This is a genomic window from Sphingomonas kyeonggiensis (assembly GCF_014196745.1).
Classification (GTDB): Bacteria; Pseudomonadota; Alphaproteobacteria; order Sphingomonadales; family Sphingomonadaceae; genus Sphingomonas; species Sphingomonas kyeonggiensis.
On record NZ_JACIEH010000002.1, the window covers coordinates 214,977 to 231,881 of the forward strand.

A 16,905-nucleotide genomic window follows, 5' to 3' on the forward strand; every position below is an offset into this window, starting at 1 on the left:
CGTGCGGCTATTTCCCCGCGCCATCGCCTGAGATCCCGACTTTCGTCGGGATGACGGCTTGAGGCCGCCTTCGGCCCGTCAGCCCTGCCCGAACTTCGCCGCGTGTTCGGTCTCGTTGCCGGCGGCGAGCAGGGCGGCCTGTTCGCGCCAGCCCTGTTCGGCGATCGTGCCCGCGGGCAGCTCGAGCCGTTGCTCCAGCGCCGTCTCGTCGGCCGGGGCCATCTTCTCGATCTCGCGATAGGTCTTGATGCCCAGCTCGTTGAGCCGCCGGGCGCGCGCCTCGTCGATGCCCTTGATCCGCACCAGATTGTCGCGCCCCCAGCCGAACCAGCCCCGCCAGGCCGCACCCGGCTTGTCGTCGGCCACGGGAGCAGCGCTGGCCGGCACCTGGCTGCGCAGCGTCTTCACCTCGGCCTGGAGCGTGCGGATGCGCTCCTCGGCCTCGTCGCGCGTGCGGGCGTGCGCCAGCTCCTCGTCCTGATAGCGCTCGCGCCACTTCGCCCCGCCCGAGCGGCTGGCCAGCCCCAGGAACCAGCCGGCGACGAGAGTCAGCCCCAGTGCCGCGAACTGCGTCGCGGTTTCGAACGGAAGCGCCATGCTATTCGAATCCTAGTGGGCGTGCTCAGGGTGTGACGGTTCCGCCTGGATCTGCGCATCGGCAGGCACAGGCTCCGCGGCGATCGTCTCGACAGGAACGGATTCGGCGTGCACCGGTTCCGGCTGCGGCTCGGCCTGCGTCACCGGCTCGGCCTGCACCGCCGGCTCGGCCTGTGCGGGCGCAGGCTCCGCAGCCGGAGCGGGCTCAGGCTCTGCCGCGACCGGCTCGGCATGGGCTTCCACCGCATGGGTGACGGCGGCACCGGCAACCACGCCGGCGACGGCAGCGGCCGCCACCGTGGCGGTCGAATGGCCTTCCGGCTCGGGCGCAGGTGCAGCAACGGGCGCCACAGCAACGGGGGCAGGGGCCTCGGCCACGGCCTTCAGCTTCGTGTTCTCGGCTTCGAGGTCACGGATGCGGCGGGCGGAGTCGCGCAGGTCACTCTCGGCACGGTCACGATAGCCGGCATGATCGACTTCCGCTTCCTCGAGCCGTTCGCGCCACTTGCGGCCGCCGCCATGGCTGGCGAGCCCCAGGAACCAGCCGGCGATCAGCGTCAGGCCCAAAGCGGCGAACTGCGTGATCGTCTGGAACGGCAAATCATGCATCGAGTCGACCTCCCCTTAGTCTGGCGGGGAAACTATCCCGCCCGAAAGGGTCGCGCCACCGGAAATGGTTAAGGCGTTACTTGGCGATCAGCGCGTCGTTGATCGAGCAGGCCGCCGGGCCGAGAATGACGATGAACAGCACCGGCAGGATGAACAGGATCAGCGGCACCGTCATGATCGCCGGCAGGCGCGCTGCCTTCTCCTCGGCGCGCATCATGCGCTCGTTGCGGAATTCTGCCGAGAGCACGCGCAGCGCCGAGGCGAGCGGGGTGCCGTATTTCTCGGTCTGGATCATCGTGGTGACCACGCCGCGGATCGAATCGAGGTCGATGCGCTCGGCGAGATTCTCGAAGGCCTGGCGACGATCGGTCAGGAAGCCCAGCTCGATTGCGGTCAGCTGGAATTCCTCGCCCAGCTCGGGATAGGCCTTGCCCAGTTCCTTCGAGACGCGGTGGAAGGCGGCATCGACGGTGAGTCCCGCTTCGGCACAGATCACCAGCAGGTCGAGCGCGTCGGGCAGGCCCTTGCGGATCGCCGCACTGCGCTTCTGGATCTTGTTCTTCAGGTACAGGTCCGGGAACTTGTAGGCGAGGATGAAGGTGCCGGCGACCAGGCCGTACGCCTTCATCGGGCTCCACTCCGCGAACATCTCGGTGCCGTAGACGAAATAGAGCATCGGCCCGCCGAACGCGATCGGCAGAACGAGGCGGCCGAAGATCACCGCGACCGCGAATTCCTTGCGGCGGATGCCGGCCTGGAGCAGCTTGGTCTGCGCCTGCTTGACCTGGCTGTCCTGCAGCACCTTCATCGACGAGAGCAGCGAGCGGATCCGGTCGGTGGTCTCGCTCTTCTGGACCAGCTTGGCGCGGCGCTTCGACGTGGAGGCGGTGATGCCCGCCTTCAGCTGCTCGCGGCGCTCGTTGAGCGACTTGACTCGCTTGGCCATCGGATCGCGCACCGTGGTGGCGGCGTAGATCGCCAGCAGCACCGCGAAGGCGGCGACTGCGGAGAGGATCGTCGCCACCCAGATGACGTCGACGCCCATGATGGTGGGACCGGAGGGAGGTGCGCCGTTCATCGCATCAGATCTCGAAATTGACCATCTTGGCCATGATGAAGGCGCCCATGGCCATCCAGATCAGGCCGCCGCCGCCGATCATCATCAGCCGCTCGTCCTGGAAGAAATTGGCCATGTAGTTGTTGTTGATGAACCACACGAGCGTGAACACGATGAAGGGCAGCGAGCCGACGATCAGCGCCGATGCCTTGGATTCCGAAGACATCGCCTTGATCTTCAGCTTCATCTGCGCGCGCTTGCGCAGCACGTCCGCCAGATTGGCCAGCGTCTCGGCCAGGTTGCCGCCGGTTTCGCGCTGGATCTGGATGGTGATGGTGAAGAACTGGAATTCGGGCGTGCCGAGCCGGTCCGCGGTTTCCTGCAGCGCGGTGTCGAGCGACTTGCCGATCTTCATCTTGTCGCTGACTGCGCGGAATTCCTCGCCCACCGGGCCGTCGACTTCCTGGCCGACCACGCCCATCGTCTCGGTGATCGGCAGGCCCGAGCGCAGGCCGCGCACGAGCAGCTCGATCGCGTCGGGGAACTTGGACGTGAACTTGGCGACTCGGCGCTTGATGAAGAAGCCGACGACGAAGTGCGGCAGGCCGACGCCCAGGAACAGGCCGACGCCCAGCGCCAGCAGCGGCGGCAGGCCCTGCAGCAGGATCAGTAGGGCGGGAACCAGGGTGAGGCCGGCGCTGACCATCATGTACTGGCCGAGCGTCCAGGGCTTGCCGGTCATGTTCAGGCGCTTCTGGAGCAGTGCCGGATTGGGCAGGAACCGTGCGGCGGTGACGTCCATCTTGGTCGCGCGTGCCGTCGAGATGCGGCGCATCTGCGCTTCCATCGCATTGGCTCCCGCGGCACTCACGACGTGGCGCTCGCGCATTTCCTTCACGCGGCGCGCGCCCGCGCGCTCCGCCGATGGGCCCGAAAAGGCGAACACCATCAGCGCGAGCACCAGGAAGGTGCCTCCAGCGAGCATCAATACCGGCAGCATGTCCACGCCGCACCGTCTCCGATTAGCTGACCACCGCGCAGCCTAGCCGCGCAATGGTTACTTCTTTGCCTTTGCAGGCATCTTCACCTTGAACTTGTCGAGCAGCGAGCCGCCGCCCTTGGGCTTGTCGCCCTTGGCCTTGGCCTTGCCCGAGCCGCTGTCGTCGCCGCTCGTATCGGCAATGCCGGCGATCCGCTGGGCCAGGTCGGCCAGCGGCGAGATCGCCTTGTTGCCCTTGCCCACTTCGGCGATCGGCTTGCCCAGCTTGGCCGATTGCGAGGCCAGCTTGGCGTCGAAGCCGAGCAGGAAGTCGATCTTGCGCTCGATCGAGCCCTCGAAGTCCTTGCGGCTGATCTCGAGCACCGCCGCCTGCTGGATCTTGTTGGCGACGACGATCACCTGGGTCTGCGGCGCGTTCGACTTGAACCAGCTCAGGATGCGGATCGCGTCGCGCGCGGCGGCCAGGGTCAGCTCGGTCACCAGTACGGCGACCTGCACGTCGGTGATCAGGTGCGGATGGTTGACCAGCATCGATCGCGGCAGGTCGACCACGGTGCACTCGAAGGCGGTGCGGATCTCTTCCTGCAGCTGATAGAAGGCCGCGCCGTCCGTCATGATCGGCGAGTTGATCGGCGCCTCGGCGCTGAGCACGGCGAGGCGGTCCGAGGCGCGCACCATCGCGCGCTCGATGAACAGCCCGTCGATGCGGCTCGGATTCTCGATCGCGTCGGTCAGGCCGCGGCCGGGCTCGAGGTCGAGCGCGAGCGCGCCGGTGCCGAAATGCACGTCCAGGTCGAGCAGGGCGGTGGTCCGTCCCTGGCGCTCGCCGAGCAGCCAGGCGAGCGAGGTCGCCACGGTCGAGGCGCCCGATCCGCCGCGCGTGCCGATGACGGCTATGGCGCAGTGTGGACGGTCGGCCGATGCCTCGGCCAGCTTGGGTGCGTTGAGCGCCGTCTGGGCCTGGGCGAAGGCGTCACGCAGCGCATCCGGATTGAGCGGCTTGAGCAGATAGTCGTGGATGCCGCTGGCGACGAGGTCGCGGTACAGGCGCACGTCGTTGACCTGGCCCGATGCGATCACGATCGTGCCCGGCTCGCAGACTTCGGCGAGCGCGTTGATGTCGTTGAGCGGATCGCCGCTCTCGGACAGGTCGACGAACAGGATGTTCGGGCTCGCCGAGACCGACAGGGTCTGGACCGCGTTGCGCAGTCCGCCCTTGTTGACCTTTTCCGGCGACCAGCCGAGTTCGACGGCGATCGGGCGCAGGATCTCCGCCGTCGTCTCGTCGCAGACGAAGGCAACGAACGGATCGCGATGCCCGGTGCGGGCGGGATTGAAGGGGGCGTTCACTTCGGCGACCCTCCACCCGCGTTCAACGTGGCGCCGCCGGCGCCCGAGGGCGGCGCCGCGCGGAAGGCGCTGACCGCCTTGGCGCTCGTCGCCGGGTCGGCGGTGGGCGAACCGGGCGCGCCGCGGACCAGATCGGCCGGATCGGCGATCATCGCGGCCAGGTTGGCGTTGGTAGCGCAGCCATAGTTGGAGCTGGTGCTCGCCTCGAACGTGTATTCGGCGGCGCGCGAATTGTCGGGGCAGCCCGGCACGCTGGCGGTCATCCGGGTGATGACGACGCGGACGGTGCCCGGCGCGATCTGGCCGGTGGTCACGGGCGCGCGATCCGCGAGGATCAGGCCGTAGCGGCCCGCCTCGGCGGCGACTTCCTCACGGCCGGTGGCGCCATTGGCACCGTCGTCGATCGCGACGCGGTCGCCGTAGCGCAGGCTCATCGCCGACATCCAGCCGGCCAGGCGCTGGCTCTCGCCCGCGGCCAGGCCATAGCCGGTGGTCTGCAGGTCGAGCACATAGTCGTTGCGCTGGACGATCGGCTGGTGGGCCGATTCGACGCCGCCATTATAGGTGCCGCAGCCGGCGAGCAGCAGCGCCGGGACGAGCAGGGGAGTGAAGCGCGAGAACACGGGCGATCTCCTCGTCGATCGGGTCAGAAGCCGAAGCCGGGGGCGGCGGAGCCGCCCTTCTTCTGCTTGCGGTTGGGTTGCGGGGGCGGAGCCATCTGGACGGGTGCCGCCGGCTGGCTGGTCGGGGCGGGCGAGAAGGCGCCCACCGAAGGCTGGCCGTCCGCCGGCGCCATGCTCGGCTTCGGGCGGTCGCCGCTCTTGTCGCTGCCCTGGAGCGCGCCCATGAAGACGCGGTCGAAGTCGTTCGGCGCCTTGTAGCCGTCGGTCGGCAGGACGATCTGGTTCGCGTTGACCGGCTTCACCAGATACGGGGTGATGACGATCATCAGCTCGGTTTCGTTGCGCTGGAAGCCGTTCGAGCGGAACAGCGCGCCCAGGATCGGCACGTCGCCCAGGCCCGGGGTCTTCGAGATCGAGTTGTTGTGGCTGTTCTGGAGCAGCCCGCCGATCACCATGCTCTCGCCCGAACCGAGCTCGACCGTGGTCTCGCTGCGGCGCGTGCTGAGCGCGGGGATGGTGACGCCGTTGAGCTGCACCGCGCCGGCCGAGGTCAGCTGCGACACTTCGGGACGCACGCGCAGAGAGATGCGGCCGTCGCTCAGCACCGTCGGCGTGAACGCCAGGCTGATGCCGTACTGTTTGTACTCCACCGTGGTGGTGCCCAGGCCCTGCGCGACCGGGATCGGGATCTCGCCGCCGGCCAGGAAGTTGGCGGTCTCGCCCGAACGCGCGGTCAGGTTCGGGTTGGCGAGGGTGGTCACCTGGCCGATGGTCTCGCCGATGTCGATCGCCGAGAGCACGTCGAGCCCGAACAGCTTGGTGGCCAGGCCGGCCGTCGCATTGTCCGAGCCGCGGGTGATGTCGGCCAGGCCGCTGGCGCGCGGATTGACGAACTTGCCGGTCGACGGATCATAGGGGCCGTCGATATAGCCCCCGCCGTTCGGCATGTAGACGCGCGCGGTCGGATAGGTGGCGAGGTTGGTCGCGGTGTAGGAGCCCGGCGCGCGGCCCTGGGCCAGGCCGAACTGGAAGCCGCCCGTCGTATCCTTGGTCGCGAAGTTCACGCCGACATTCTTGACGAAGCTGCGGCTGACTTCGGCGAACTTCACCTGGAGCTGCACCTGCAGCGGCGTCGCCATCTTCAGGCGGTTGATCACGGCGATCTTCACCTGCGCGGCGGGATCGTTGACGTTCACGCCCGGGTTGAGCAGCCCGGTGACCAGGCGCTGGGCCTGCTCGCTGTCCTGCGGCGACTTCACCGTGCCGTTGAGCACCGCGATCTGCCCGACCGTGGTAACCTGCACGTCGGCATCGGGCATCGCGACCCGGATCATCCGGTCGATCGAGGTGAGGTTCTGCGCCACGCGGACGGTGGTCGAGAACACCACCGCGCCCGAAGCGCTGGTGGCGAACACCGTGGCCTCGCCGAAATCCTTGCCGAACAGGTGGATCTGGCGCGGATTGTTGACATAGACGTCGGCCACGCCGGGGTTCGACGTCCAGACGTTCGCCACGTTCGCCGGCAGCGTGATCAGCTGGCCCTCGCCGGTCGACAGCAGGATCTCGCCGCTCGGGCGCTGGGTGCCGGCGGGCAGGTTGGCGATGCCGGCATTGGCGCGCGCCTGGCTCGGATGGCTTTGGCGCTTGGCCTTGGCGGTCTGGGCGAAGCCGGTCGCCGGCGCGGCGACCAGGGCGGTCGACACGATCGCGGCGAGCGAGCGCTTCAGAAGCAGCTTGCCAGTCATCTTAGTTCTTGCCCCCCAGAGCAACGGCGGTCTCGGCATTGCCGCGGACGATGGTCACGACCGGGCCGCGCGGAGTCGCGGCACCGGGATAGCTTTGCCCGGGCACCGGAGCGCCGGGAACGGCGGCCGGGCCCATGTCGCGCGGCTTGGCCGGCACGGTGCTGCGCTGGAAGCGCGACACGTCGGCGCCCGTGGCGAAGGTGGTCGCGCCCTCCTGGGGACGCGCCGCAACCTTGGCGATCATTGCCTTTTCCTTCTTCGGGTCGCCATCGGTCGGCACGTTGACTTCGCCCGAGGCGATCGCGTCCTCGAGCTCGCCCTGGTTGTCGGCGATCGAGCGCAGCGACAGCGAGAGCGTGCCGATGGTCTGCGCGACCGCGATCTTCTCGGCGATCTTGGGCGTCGCCTCGACCGTGACGGTCGAGAAGGTGTTGACGATGGTGTTGCCCTTGTCGTCGGTCTGCTTGTCGGTCTTCTGGTCGGTGGCGAGCACGCGCAGGTTGCGCAGCACCGTCTCCGAGGCCTTGAGCGCGGGGCCGTCGCCGCCGCCGCTCACCGACTGGGTGAGGATCAGGTCGATGCGGTCGCCCGGGAAGACGAAGCCCGCGACGGCGCTCTGGGCCGAGACGGGCACGGTCACCGCGCGCATGCCGGCGCCGAGCGCGGCGGCGAGGAAGCCGCGGTCGCCGGGCTTCACCAGCGCGCCCTGGGTCACCGGCTGGCCGGCGGGGATCGGGAAGCGGACCACGGTGCCGACCAGCTTGGCCGGATCCGATTCGGTCTTCACATAATAGGCGCCCTCGACCAGCTCCTTGGGCCAGGGGCGGAATTCGAGCGACTGGGCGTCGAGAATGGTGCCCACGGGCAACTCGCGCTTGGCGACGAGCACCTCGGTGGTGTTCTGGGGCTGGACGGCCGCCGGGATGGCACCGGCCTGGGGCGCTGGCGCGCCGGTCATCAGGCTCCGCGCCATGAACGCGGTGATTGCCGCCACGACGAGCGCACCGACGAGCAGGATCAGCTTGCGTGCATCCATTTCGCTATTCCCAAGCCTTCTCAAAAACGCAGGCGTTTGTGGTTGCGCCAGCGTTAATTATTCACCCGAACTGGTTAAAAATCGGTTCGCGAAGAACGAGAAGCGCGGCGATTGCGATCGCCACCCCATAAGGGATTTCCACTGGTCCCCCCGTTTTCGCCCGCCATTTCGACTCGATCACCATGATGAGCGTGAGCGCGCCGCCGATCAGCGACATGAGCACGAGCATCCAGACCAGCGGCTGCACCGGCAGCCAAAGGGCGAGCGCGCCGATCATCTTCACGTCGCCGCCGCCCATCTGCCCCAGCGCGAAGGCGCCGACGAAGAAGGCGAAGACGAGCGCGGCCACGCCGACCTGCACCGTCACGTCCGGCCACAGGGCCAGCCCGTGCGCCCACCACCAGAGCGGCGCCATCAAGGCGATGGCGGCGTTCTTCCAGTTGGCGATCTCACGGGTACGCGCGTCCTGGATGCCCGCCGAGACGAGCAGCAGCGCGAGCGCAACGAGCAGCAAAGTGATGAACAGCTCCCCCATGGAGCCAAAGTCCTAGACGGGACGGCTTATCAAAACGTAACCAAGGGACATGCGTGAAAACCCGGATATCCGCCGTTCCATCCCCGCCGGCGCCAAGGTCCAGTATTGGGGAACCCCGGACGGCTGGCATTTGCGCGCCTTCGCCTGGCCCGCCGAGACCGCGACTCCGCGCGGCTCGATCCTCTTCCAGGGCGGGCGCGGCGACATCTTCGAGAAGTATCTCGAGACGTTCCACCACTGGCACGCGCAGGGCTGGACGATCACGTCGTTCGACTGGCGCGGCCAGGGCGGATCGGGGCGGCTGACCTCGCGCGCCAATTGCGGCGATATCGAGAGCTTCGATACCTTCATCGCCGATCTCCAGGCCTTCTACGCCGAATGGGAAGCCGCGACTCCGGGGCCGCACGTGGTGATGGGCCATTCGATGGGCGGCCACCTGATCCTGCGCGGGCTGGTCGAAGGCGCGATCCGCCCCGATGCCGCGGTGATCGTCGCGCCGATGCTCGGCGTGAAGAGCGCACTCGGCCCCTTTGCCGAGCGGGCCGCGCGTATCCTGGGCGGGGTGGGGGACAGCACCCGTCCGGCCTGGAAGAGCAACGAGAAGCCCTACACCACCGAGACCCGCGCCAACCTGCTCACCCATGATCGCGACCGGTATTCGGACGAGATCTGGTGGCAGCAGCACGATCCCGCGATAGTCACCGGCCCGCCGAGCTGGCGCTGGCTGATCCAGGCGTTCAAGTCGATGCGCGAGCTGGCCGGCAACCCGAAGCTCAGGAAGATGCCGGTGCCCGTCCTCGCCCTGGTCGCGAAAGCAGATGGTCTGGTCGATGCCAAGGCCGCGCTCAGGATCGTCCCCAGGCTCCCCGACGCCCGCATCGTCAGCTTCGGCAAGGAAAGCGCGCACGAGATCCTGCGCGAGGGCGACAAGGTCCGCAATCGCGCGATCGGCGAGATCGACCTGTTCCTCGCCGCGCGCGCCCAGCGCCGCTGATGCGCTACGACGTCGCGATCATCGGTGCCGGCATCGCCGGCGCCAGCCTCGCGGCCGAGATCGCGCCGCACGCCCGTGTGCTGCTGCTCGAGGCGGAGGATCGGCCCGGCTATCACGCCACGGGGCGCTCGGCCGCCTTCTGGTCCGAAAGCTATGGCGGCCCGGCGATCCAGCCACTCACCACTGCCTCGGGGCCGATGCTGCGCGCCTATTTGGAGCCGATGGGCTCGGTGCATATCGGGCGTGCTGACGAAGCGGGTGCGATCGACGCGTTCCTCGCCGAGTTCGAAGGGACGGGCGTCGAGCTGCGCCCGGTCGATCCCCAGGCGATGATTCCCGGCCTGCGTCCCGAATGGACGCTCGGCGTGCTCGAGCCGAGCTGCGAATATATCGATGTCGGCGGCCTGCACGGCGACCAGCTCGCAGTGGCGAAGCGGTCCGGCACGGAGCTGGTCACCAGCGCCGCCTTGCTGTCCGCGCGTCGTGAAGGAGGCGTCTGGAAGATCGAGACCCGGGCCGGCCGCTTCGAGGCCGAGCTGCTGGTCAACGCCGCCGGCGCCTGGGCCGATCCGGTGGCGGAGATGGCGGGTGTGAATCCGCTCGGCATCCAGCCCTATCGCCGCACGATCATGCAGTTGAAGACCGATCCCGCGCCCGCGCCGGGCAGCCCGATGGTCGCGCATATCGGCGGCAGCTTCTACTGGAAGCCCGAGGCGGGTGGCCGGGTCTGGCTCTCGCCGCACGACGAGATCGAGACGCCGCCCTGCGACGCCCAGCCCGAGGACATCGATATCGCCACCGCGATCGACCGGTTCGAGCATGTCGTCGACTGGCGCGTCGAGAAGCTCGAGCACAAATGGGCGGGCCTGCGGACCTTCGCCCCCGATCGCCTGCCGGTCTATGGCTTCGACACGGCTGCGCCCGGCTTCTTCTGGTGTGCGGGTCAGGGCGGCTTCGGCATCCAGACCGCGCCGGCAGCGGCAAAGCTCGCCGCGGCGCTGCTGCTGGGCAGGGCGCCGGATGCGGCGGTCGCGGCTATTGACCCCGGCACCTATTCGCCTGCACGTTTCGGAGGCTAACCCAGGTTAGCGGTTCGAGTCCGGGAGAAAGCGAATGGCACACAAGTTCGTGATCGAGCAGAACAAGGCCGGCGAGTATGTCGCCAAGTTCAAGTACAACAGCGAAGTGATCTTCTGGACCGAAGGGTACACCAGCAAGGCCAGCGCGAAGAACGCGATCGAATCGATCCTGAAGAACGGCCCGGGCGCTCCTGTCGAAGAGGGCTGAGACCTGGCTTTCCCTCTCCCGCTTGCGGGAGAGGGATTTAGGTCTTCCAAAATAGGATTTCGCCTGCTTGGCTGCCCGGATGCGGCAGTTGCGCGCCTTCTTCCATGCCCCGGTCAGCCCTGGGCGCCATCATGGGAGGGCGAAACCGGGGCCCCGTGCCATCAACTTCGTAAACTTCCGCGCCACGACTCGGCCCCGCCGAGCGCGGCGGCACGGCAGCTCACCAGTTGAACATCGTCCCGTCCTCGAGCCGGTTCACCGGCAGATAGGCGCGCTTGTACTCGTACTTGGCCGCCAGCACCTCGTCGATGTCGACGCCCAGGCCCGGCTTGTCGCCCGGGTGCATCAGCCCCTGGTTGAGGCTGTAGGCGTGCGGGAACACCGCGTCGGTCTCCTCGGAATGGCGCATATATTCCTGGATGCCGAAATTCGGGACCGACAGGCCGAAGTGCAGCGCCGCCGCCATGCACACCGGCGACAGGTCGGTCGCGCCGTGGCAGCCGGTGCGCACCTGGTAGAGATCGGCCAGCGCCGCAACCCGGCGCAGATGGGTGATGCCGCCGGCATGCACCACGGTCGCGCGGATATAGTCGATCAGCTGTTCCTCGATCAGCTGCTTGGCGTCCCAGATCGAATTGAAGATCTCGCCCACCGCCAGCGGGGTGGTGGTGTGCTGGCGGATCAAGCGGAACGCGGCCTGGTTCTCCGCCGGGGTCGTGTCCTCGAGCCAGAACAGGCGGTACGGCTCCAGGTCCTTGCCCAGCCGCCCGGCCTCGATCGGGGTCAGCCGGTGGTGGACGTCGTGGAGCAGGTGGATGTCCCAGCCCAGCGCGTCGCGCGCCTTGTCGAACAGCTCGGGCACGAAGCGCATGTACTTGGACGTGCTCCACTGCGATTCCTCGGGCAGCGATCCCTTGGCCGGCTCATAGTAGAAGCGCTCGCCCGACACGCCGTAGGTCGTTTCCATGCCCGGCACGCCCGATTGCAGGCGCACCGCCTTGTAGCCCTGCTCGAGATATTCGTGCGCGCGCTCGATCGTCTCGCTGATGTCAGAACCATTGGCATGGCCATAGACCATGCAGCCCTCGCGCGCCGCGCCGCCCAGCAGCTGGTAGACGGGCATGTTCGCCAGCTTGCCCTTGATGTCCCACAGCGCCATGTCGACCGCGGCGATCGCCGTCATCGTCACCGGCCCGCGGCGCCAGTAGGCGCCCTTGTAGAGATACTGCCAGATGTCCTCGATGCTGTGCGCGTCACGCCCGATAAGGCACGGAATCACGTGGTCCGTGAGGTAGCTCGCCACCGCCAGCTCGCGCCCGTTGAGCGTCGCGTCGCCAAGGCCGTAAACACCCTCGTCGGTCTCGATCTTCAGCGTTACGAAATTGCGGCCGGGGCGGGTCACGATGACGCGGGCGGACGTGATACGTGGCAAAAGGAATTCCCTGAAAGTGGTCAGGCCAATATCCACTTGTATGACCTATCGTGTCAACCTACGAGACTGTGTAAGGATGAGGACGGCATGAAGATTACCGGCAACAAGCTTTACCAGCGCGTGGCTGCCTCGATCACCGAGGCGATCGAGGCCGGGCGCTGGTCGCCCGGTTCGCGCCTTCCCGGCGAGCGCGACCTGGCCGAGGAGTACAAGGTCAGTCGTCCGACCATCCGCGAGGCGATGATCGCGCTTGAGATGAAGGGCTGGATCGAGGCGCGGCACGGCTCGGGCCTCTACGTCACCAAGCGCGAGCATGGCGGCGGCGAGCGCGCCGATTCGCTCAATTTCGACGTCGGCGCCTTCGACCTGACCGAGGCGCGCATCCTGTTCGAGGGTGAGGCCGTCGCCCTGGCCGCTGTCTCGATCACCGACGAGCAGATCGCCGAGCTGGAGGAGCTGATCGCCGAGATGGCCGCCGACGACTCGAACGAGCCGTCGGTGATGGACGCCGACCACCGCTTCCACCTGGCCATCGCCAATGCCACCGGCAATGCCGCGATCCGCAGCGTGGTCGAATATCTCTGGGAGCTGCGGGTCAATTCGCCGCTCGCCGCCAACATGTTCGCCCGAGCCAAGCGCGGCGGCATCACCCCGCGGGTGGAGGAGCACCGCCCGATCCTCGACGCGTTGAAGGCGCACGACCCGCACGCCGCGCGCAACGCGATGCGCCGGCACCTGCGCGGCGTGGTCGACGATCTGCTCGAGGCGACCGAGCTCGAGGCGATGGAGCGTGCGCGCAGCGAGATCGAGACTCGCCGGGACAGCGTCGCGCGGCGCCTCAAGATCGGATCGGCCTGACCGGGCACACGGGTGGCTTGACACCGGTTGACAGAATGTCGAGATTGGCCTGACCAAAAAGGGGAGGGTCAATTGCCACATCCGAATCCCGAGAGCCCGGCCCGCCGCGTCTCGGCGCGCGGAGGGCATTGATGCGCCCCGGTCTCCAGTTCCTCGTCCTGGCTGCGGCGCTCGTGCCGCAGGCTGCCTCCCATGCCGGGATTGCCTCCCCTGGCCAGAACACGCAGCAGCCGGTCTGCAACGGTGCGGAAGGATATTCCGCGGCCTTTGGCGGACGCAGGACCTTTTTCTTGGCGCCGGACGCGATGATCCGGCTGAAGGCGGCGATCGCGACCGATCCGGCGACGAAGGCGGCCCATGCCGCGCTGCTTGCCCGCGCCGAAAAGGCGATGGCGCGGCCGCTCTACACGGTGGTCGACAAGCGCACGGTCCCGCCCTCGGGCGATCGCCACGACTATCTCAGCATCGGCCCCTATTGGTGGCCGGACCCGAGCAAGCCGGACGGCCTGCCCTACATACGCCGCGACGGCGAGATCAATCCGGACCGTGACACCGACAAGTATGACGTGACCGACCTGGAGGGGATGAGCGCCGATTTCGAGACGCTGAGCTTGGCCTATTATTTCTCCGGCGACGCCCGTTATGCCGATCACGCTGCGCGCCTGGTCCGTACCTGGTTCCTCGATCCGAAGACGCGGATGAACCCGAACATGAACCATGCCCAGGCCGTGCCGGGGCGCGAGGAGGGGCGCGCCGAAGGCGTGCTCGACACGTCGCGGCTCGAGCGGGTGGTCGACGGCATCGGGCTGATCGGTCCCTCCGGCAAGCTGACCGACGCGGAGCGCAAGGGCCTGGAGAAATGGTTCTCCGACTATCTCGACTGGATGCAGGCGAGCCGCAATGGCAGGGCGGAGAATGCGGCGAAGAACAACCACGGCATGTGGTTCGACGCCCAGACCGCGCAATTCGCCTTGTTCGCCAGACGCCCGGAGATGACCAGGACTGTGGCCGAGGCGTTCGCCAGCAAGCGCATGGCGCCGCAGATCACCGCCGAGGGCAAGATGCCGCTCGAACTCGCCCGCACCCGCAGCCTCCATTATTCGATCTACGCGCTGCTCGCCGCCTATGACGTGGCCGATATGGGCAAGTGCGTCGGCGTCGACCTGTGGAACCGGCAGGAGGACGGCAAGAGCCTCAGGCTCGCGACCGACTATCTGGCGCCCTATTACCGCAAGGTCGCGACCTGGCCGATGCCGGAGCTGCGCCCCGACGCCGGCGAACTCGACGAACTGCTCCGCCGCGCGCGCGGGGCGTGGGGCACGGGCTATCCGCTCGCGAAGGAAACGGAGCTGAAGCGCTATTTCGGTGCCGCCCCGCCGGTGGGCGAAGGGAAGCGGGGCAACTAAGTTCCTCCCCCAGCTCGCTGGGGGTGGGGGACCGCGCCCGAAGGGCGTGGTGGAGGGGCGCGGCGCTTGCCGCCGCTCCGCCGCTGGCCCCTCCACCATTCGCCGCGCGAATGGCCCCCTCCCCGAGACGAGCTCGGGGAGGAATTTCAGAACCTCACTTCACCGCGCACGTCTTCTGCGCCGCGCCCACCACATAGGGCTGCTTGGCCAGGTCCGCGGCCGTGTCGTCCAGCCACTTGCGGAACTCGCGCTCGGTCTTCGGCGCATCCGGCTCCTGCACCCAGGCCGCGCCGAAGGCGTAACGGAGGTTCCGCGGGTCGCAGAACTGGACATAGAGCGACTTGCCGTCGGTCCCCGTCGCCGCAGCCTCGTCGGCCGGGTAGAACAGGGCGATGCCGAGGTCGTCCTTGGCCAGGCTCTGCTGGCCCCAGGTGGCGAAATAGCGCCACTTGCCGCGCTTCGGGCTCTCGATCCTGGTCACCCCGTCGTGCAGCGTCAGCCCGGCGATCATCGCCGGCACCTTGCCGCTCACCCGCGCCTCGACATGGGTCAGCCGCGAGCCGGCGAAGATCCGGTAGGTGGTCGAAAGGTCGGCGCCGCCGCCCTCGCCGGGGAAGCCGGTGTTGGTCACCAGCACCGTCGCCGCGCGATCGGTGTTGAATACGCGGGCACTGATCTTCGCCTTGCCGAGCTGGGTCGCCACCCCGCCGCGCAGCACGCCGATCCCGCCCATGCCGAGCGACTGGTCGACCTGGAAGATGTCCTGCCCCCAGGGCGCCATCGAATGATAGTCGTCCTTGCCCATGCCGATCGTCGGCAGCACGTTGCCGGGCAGCTTCTTGCCATAGATGTCGGGCACGTTGCGCTCGTCGAGGTACAGGCGATAGGCGACCTTGTCGCTCTCCCAGCCCGGGCCCTCCATCGCGATCAGCCCGTCATGGATGGTGTGGCTGGCGGGCACGTCGAGCCGGTCGACCAGCTTGTAGCTGCCATCGGCCTGGCGGACGTTGAGCGTCGCCAGCGGGGCGGGCGGGGCGCTGTCCTGCCCGGCCGCGATCAGCAGGGGAGCGGCGAGGAGCCAGAGGGCGTGCTTCATGTGTCTTCCTTACCTCGTCAGATCATAGACCGCGGCGCCGGCGAGCAGATACGCGCCCGTGCCGTAGAATTGCGCGTCCTCGGCCTTCACCACATCGGGCCTGTCGCTCACCTGCTGTACCCAGCCGAGCATGCCATTGGGCTGAACGGCTCTTTCGAGTGCCGCCCAACCCTTTGTAACCGCGGGAAGATAGGTCTTGCGATCGAGAAGACCAGCCTTGATCCCCCAGGCCATGCCATGGACGTAGAAGCCGGTGCCGCTCGATTCGTCCTGCGAGCGCTCGGGATCGGCGAGCAGCGAGGGTGGCCAATAGCCATTGCCGCGCTGGAGCCTGACCAGCTTCGCCGCCATCTCCTTGAACAGCTTCACATAGTAAGGCCGGCGCGGATCCTTGGCCGGGATCTCGGGGATTATCCGGGCGAGGCCGGAGAACACCCAGCCATTGCCGCGGCTCCAGAACAGCTTTTCATTGTGTGCGCCGCGCTGGTCGAAGAAGCGGCTGTCGCGGAAGTACAGGTCCTCCGACTTGTCGAACAGATAGTCGGTGGTCGCGCGATATTCCCGGTCCGCGAACGCGGCGTAGCGTTTGTCCTTCGTGTCCTTGCTCAGCGCCCAGAGCGTCGGCGGCGCCATGAACAGCGCATCGCACCAGCACCAGCGGGTGGTGCATTCCGGATCGCCGCCGGTCGGCGCGACGAACTTCAGGTCGTTGGTCTTGGGTGTGGCGAGGATGCGGTCGAAGCTCGCGCGCATCGGGGCGAGCGCCTGCGCGCCGGCGCCGTGGCGTGCCGCCCAGATCCAGGCGGCGCCGATGACATGGTCGTCGGCATGATAGGGCCGGTCGCCCAGCCGCCAGCCTTCCTCGCGGCCCTTGGAGAGGATCGCGTCCTTGTAGCGCACGCTGCTCGAACGCTCGGCAAGGTGGGTCAGCGCCACCCAGAAGGTCGCCTGCTGCCAGTCGCGCGCACGCTTGGTGCTCGGCCGGGCGGCGGGCATGTAGCTGAGGTCGTCGAGATGGGTGAGCTGCCAGTCGGCGACGCGCTCCAGCGACGCCATCACCTGTACGCGGCTGGGCAGGGCGGGCGCGGTCGTCGCGGCCGGTGCCACGGGGCGGGCGATGCCGCTCGTGCTCGTGGCGAGTGCGACGCCGGCCAATGCGGCGGCGAGCTTCAGTGTCATCCGATATCCCCATCTTGCTACCGCTGTCATCGCGATATGCCCGAACGATGTTGGTCCGACGAGTTCGAGTCAAGTGGTAAGGCCAATTTCCCGGGGCCACA

General features: G+C 67.8%; 17 protein-coding genes. 5 read left to right on the forward strand and 12 right to left on the reverse strand.

Annotated features, from left to right (window positions below):
* Positions 1–78: 78 nt before the first annotated feature.
* The 9 genes from GGR46_RS10095 to GGR46_RS10135 form a co-directional block, all read right to left on the reverse strand.
* A complete protein-coding gene (locus GGR46_RS10095) occupies positions 79–597 on the reverse strand; it encodes a hypothetical protein (RefSeq protein WP_183997307.1) in 519 nt (172 codons plus the stop codon).
* Between the two features lie 12 nt (positions 598–609).
* Positions 610–1,206, reverse strand: a complete 597-nt coding sequence (locus GGR46_RS10100; protein WP_183997309.1) for a hypothetical protein — start codon at positions 1,204–1,206, stop codon at positions 610–612.
* Between the two features lie 76 nt (positions 1,207–1,282).
* The gene (locus GGR46_RS10105) at positions 1,283–2,284 is read right to left on the reverse strand and encodes a type II secretion system F family protein (RefSeq protein WP_183997311.1); all 1,002 of its coding nucleotides are present in this window, start codon (positions 2,282–2,284) and stop codon (positions 1,283–1,285) included.
* Between the two features lie 4 nt (positions 2,285–2,288).
* Positions 2,289–3,269: a type II secretion system F family protein gene (locus GGR46_RS10110; protein WP_183997313.1), complete on the reverse strand. Its 981-nt coding sequence runs from the start codon at positions 3,267–3,269 to the stop codon at positions 2,289–2,291.
* Between the two features lie 51 nt (positions 3,270–3,320).
* Entirely contained in the window at positions 3,321–4,613 is a 1,293-nt protein-coding gene (locus GGR46_RS10115; RefSeq protein WP_183997315.1) for a pilus assembly protein CpaE, read from the reverse strand.
* On the reverse strand, positions 4,610–5,236 hold the full coding sequence (locus tag GGR46_RS10120; protein ID WP_183997317.1) for a CpaD family pilus assembly lipoprotein: 627 nt from the start codon (positions 5,234–5,236) through the stop codon (positions 4,610–4,612). Before GGR46_RS10120 ends, GGR46_RS10115 begins: the two co-directional genes overlap by 4 nt.
* A gap of 23 nt (positions 5,237–5,259) precedes the next feature.
* Complete coding sequence (locus GGR46_RS10125; protein WP_183997319.1) at positions 5,260–6,981, reverse strand: type II and III secretion system protein family protein; 1,722 nt, start codon at positions 6,979–6,981, stop codon at positions 5,260–5,262.
* A 1-nt stretch (position 6,982) separates the two neighbouring features.
* Positions 6,983–8,017: a Flp pilus assembly protein CpaB gene (gene cpaB, locus GGR46_RS10130; RefSeq protein ID WP_183997321.1), complete on the reverse strand. Its 1,035-nt coding sequence runs from the start codon at positions 8,015–8,017 to the stop codon at positions 6,983–6,985.
* Positions 8,018–8,078: 61 nt separating this feature from the next.
* On the reverse strand, positions 8,079–8,552 hold the full coding sequence (locus GGR46_RS10135; RefSeq protein ID WP_183997323.1) for an A24 family peptidase: 474 nt from the start codon (positions 8,550–8,552) through the stop codon (positions 8,079–8,081).
* A 49-nt stretch (positions 8,553–8,601) separates the two neighbouring features.
* Here GGR46_RS10135 and GGR46_RS10140 point away from each other — a divergent pair, with 49 nt between their 5' ends.
* Genes GGR46_RS10140 through GGR46_RS10150 form a run of 3 tightly spaced genes read left to right on the forward strand, consistent with a single transcriptional unit; the run spans position 8,602 to position 10,833 of the window.
* A complete protein-coding gene (locus tag GGR46_RS10140) occupies positions 8,602–9,546 on the forward strand; it encodes an alpha/beta fold hydrolase (protein WP_183997325.1) in 945 nt (314 codons plus the stop codon).
* The gene (locus tag GGR46_RS10145) at positions 9,546–10,625 is read left to right on the forward strand and encodes an NAD(P)/FAD-dependent oxidoreductase (RefSeq protein WP_183997327.1); all 1,080 of its coding nucleotides are present in this window, start codon (positions 9,546–9,548) and stop codon (positions 10,623–10,625) included. The genes GGR46_RS10140 and GGR46_RS10145 overlap by 1 nt, the downstream gene beginning before the upstream one ends.
* Before the next feature lie 34 nt (positions 10,626–10,659).
* On the forward strand, positions 10,660–10,833 hold the full coding sequence (locus GGR46_RS10150) for a YegP family protein (RefSeq protein ID WP_183997329.1): 174 nt from the start codon (positions 10,660–10,662) through the stop codon (positions 10,831–10,833).
* Positions 10,834–11,053: 220 nt separating this feature from the next.
* Here the strand turns inward: GGR46_RS10150 and manD are convergent, their stop codons facing one another.
* Positions 11,054–12,265: a D-mannonate dehydratase ManD gene (gene manD, locus GGR46_RS10155; RefSeq protein WP_183997330.1), complete on the reverse strand. Its 1,212-nt coding sequence runs from the start codon at positions 12,263–12,265 to the stop codon at positions 11,054–11,056.
* 87 nt (positions 12,266–12,352) lie between these two features.
* On the opposite strand from manD, the gene GGR46_RS10160 reads away from it, so the two are divergent.
* A complete protein-coding gene (locus GGR46_RS10160; protein WP_183997331.1) occupies positions 12,353–13,123 on the forward strand; it encodes a FadR/GntR family transcriptional regulator in 771 nt (256 codons plus the stop codon).
* 131 nt (positions 13,124–13,254) lie between these two features.
* A complete protein-coding gene (locus tag GGR46_RS10165) occupies positions 13,255–14,529 on the forward strand; it encodes an alginate lyase family protein (protein WP_183997332.1) in 1,275 nt (424 codons plus the stop codon).
* Positions 14,530–14,683: 154 nt separating this feature from the next.
* On the opposite strand, the gene GGR46_RS10170 is transcribed toward GGR46_RS10165, so the two are convergent.
* Both GGR46_RS10170 and GGR46_RS10175 read right to left on the reverse strand, forming a co-directional pair.
* Complete coding sequence (locus GGR46_RS10170) at positions 14,684–15,625, reverse strand: DUF4861 family protein (RefSeq protein ID WP_183997333.1); 942 nt, start codon at positions 15,623–15,625, stop codon at positions 14,684–14,686.
* A 9-nt stretch (positions 15,626–15,634) separates the two neighbouring features.
* Entirely contained in the window at positions 15,635–16,804 is a 1,170-nt protein-coding gene (locus GGR46_RS10175; protein WP_183997334.1) for a glycoside hydrolase family 88/105 protein, read from the reverse strand.
* Positions 16,805–16,905 lie beyond the last annotated feature (101 nt).

Coding starts and splice junctions, on each gene's coding strand:
- GGR46_RS10095 (WP_183997307.1), bottom strand. CDS start 597: ATGGCGCTTCCGTTCGAAACCGCGACGCAGTTCGCGGCACTGGGGCTG.
- GGR46_RS10100 (WP_183997309.1), bottom strand. CDS start 1,206: ATGCATGATTTGCCGTTCCAGACGATCACGCAGTTCGCCGCTTTGGGC.
- GGR46_RS10105 (WP_183997311.1), bottom strand. CDS start 2,284: ATGAACGGCGCACCTCCCTCCGGTCCCACCATCATGGGCGTCGACGTC.
- GGR46_RS10125 (WP_183997319.1), bottom strand. CDS start 6,981: ATGACTGGCAAGCTGCTTCTGAAGCGCTCGCTCGCCGCGATCGTGTCG.
- cpaB (WP_183997321.1), bottom strand. CDS start 8,017: ATGGATGCACGCAAGCTGATCCTGCTCGTCGGTGCGCTCGTCGTGGCG.
- GGR46_RS10135 (WP_183997323.1), bottom strand. CDS start 8,552: ATGGGGGAGCTGTTCATCACTTTGCTGCTCGTTGCGCTCGCGCTGCTG.
- GGR46_RS10140 (WP_183997325.1), top strand. CDS start 8,602: ATGCGTGAAAACCCGGATATCCGCCGTTCCATCCCCGCCGGCGCCAAG.
- GGR46_RS10145 (WP_183997327.1), top strand. CDS start 9,546: ATGCGCTACGACGTCGCGATCATCGGTGCCGGCATCGCCGGCGCCAGC.
- GGR46_RS10150 (WP_183997329.1), top strand. CDS start 10,660: ATGGCACACAAGTTCGTGATCGAGCAGAACAAGGCCGGCGAGTATGTC.
- GGR46_RS10160 (WP_183997331.1), top strand. CDS start 12,353: ATGAAGATTACCGGCAACAAGCTTTACCAGCGCGTGGCTGCCTCGATC.
- GGR46_RS10165 (WP_183997332.1), top strand. CDS start 13,255: ATGCGCCCCGGTCTCCAGTTCCTCGTCCTGGCTGCGGCGCTCGTGCCG.
- GGR46_RS10170 (WP_183997333.1), bottom strand. CDS start 15,625: ATGAAGCACGCCCTCTGGCTCCTCGCCGCTCCCCTGCTGATCGCGGCC.
- GGR46_RS10175 (WP_183997334.1), bottom strand. CDS start 16,804: ATGACACTGAAGCTCGCCGCCGCATTGGCCGGCGTCGCACTCGCCACG.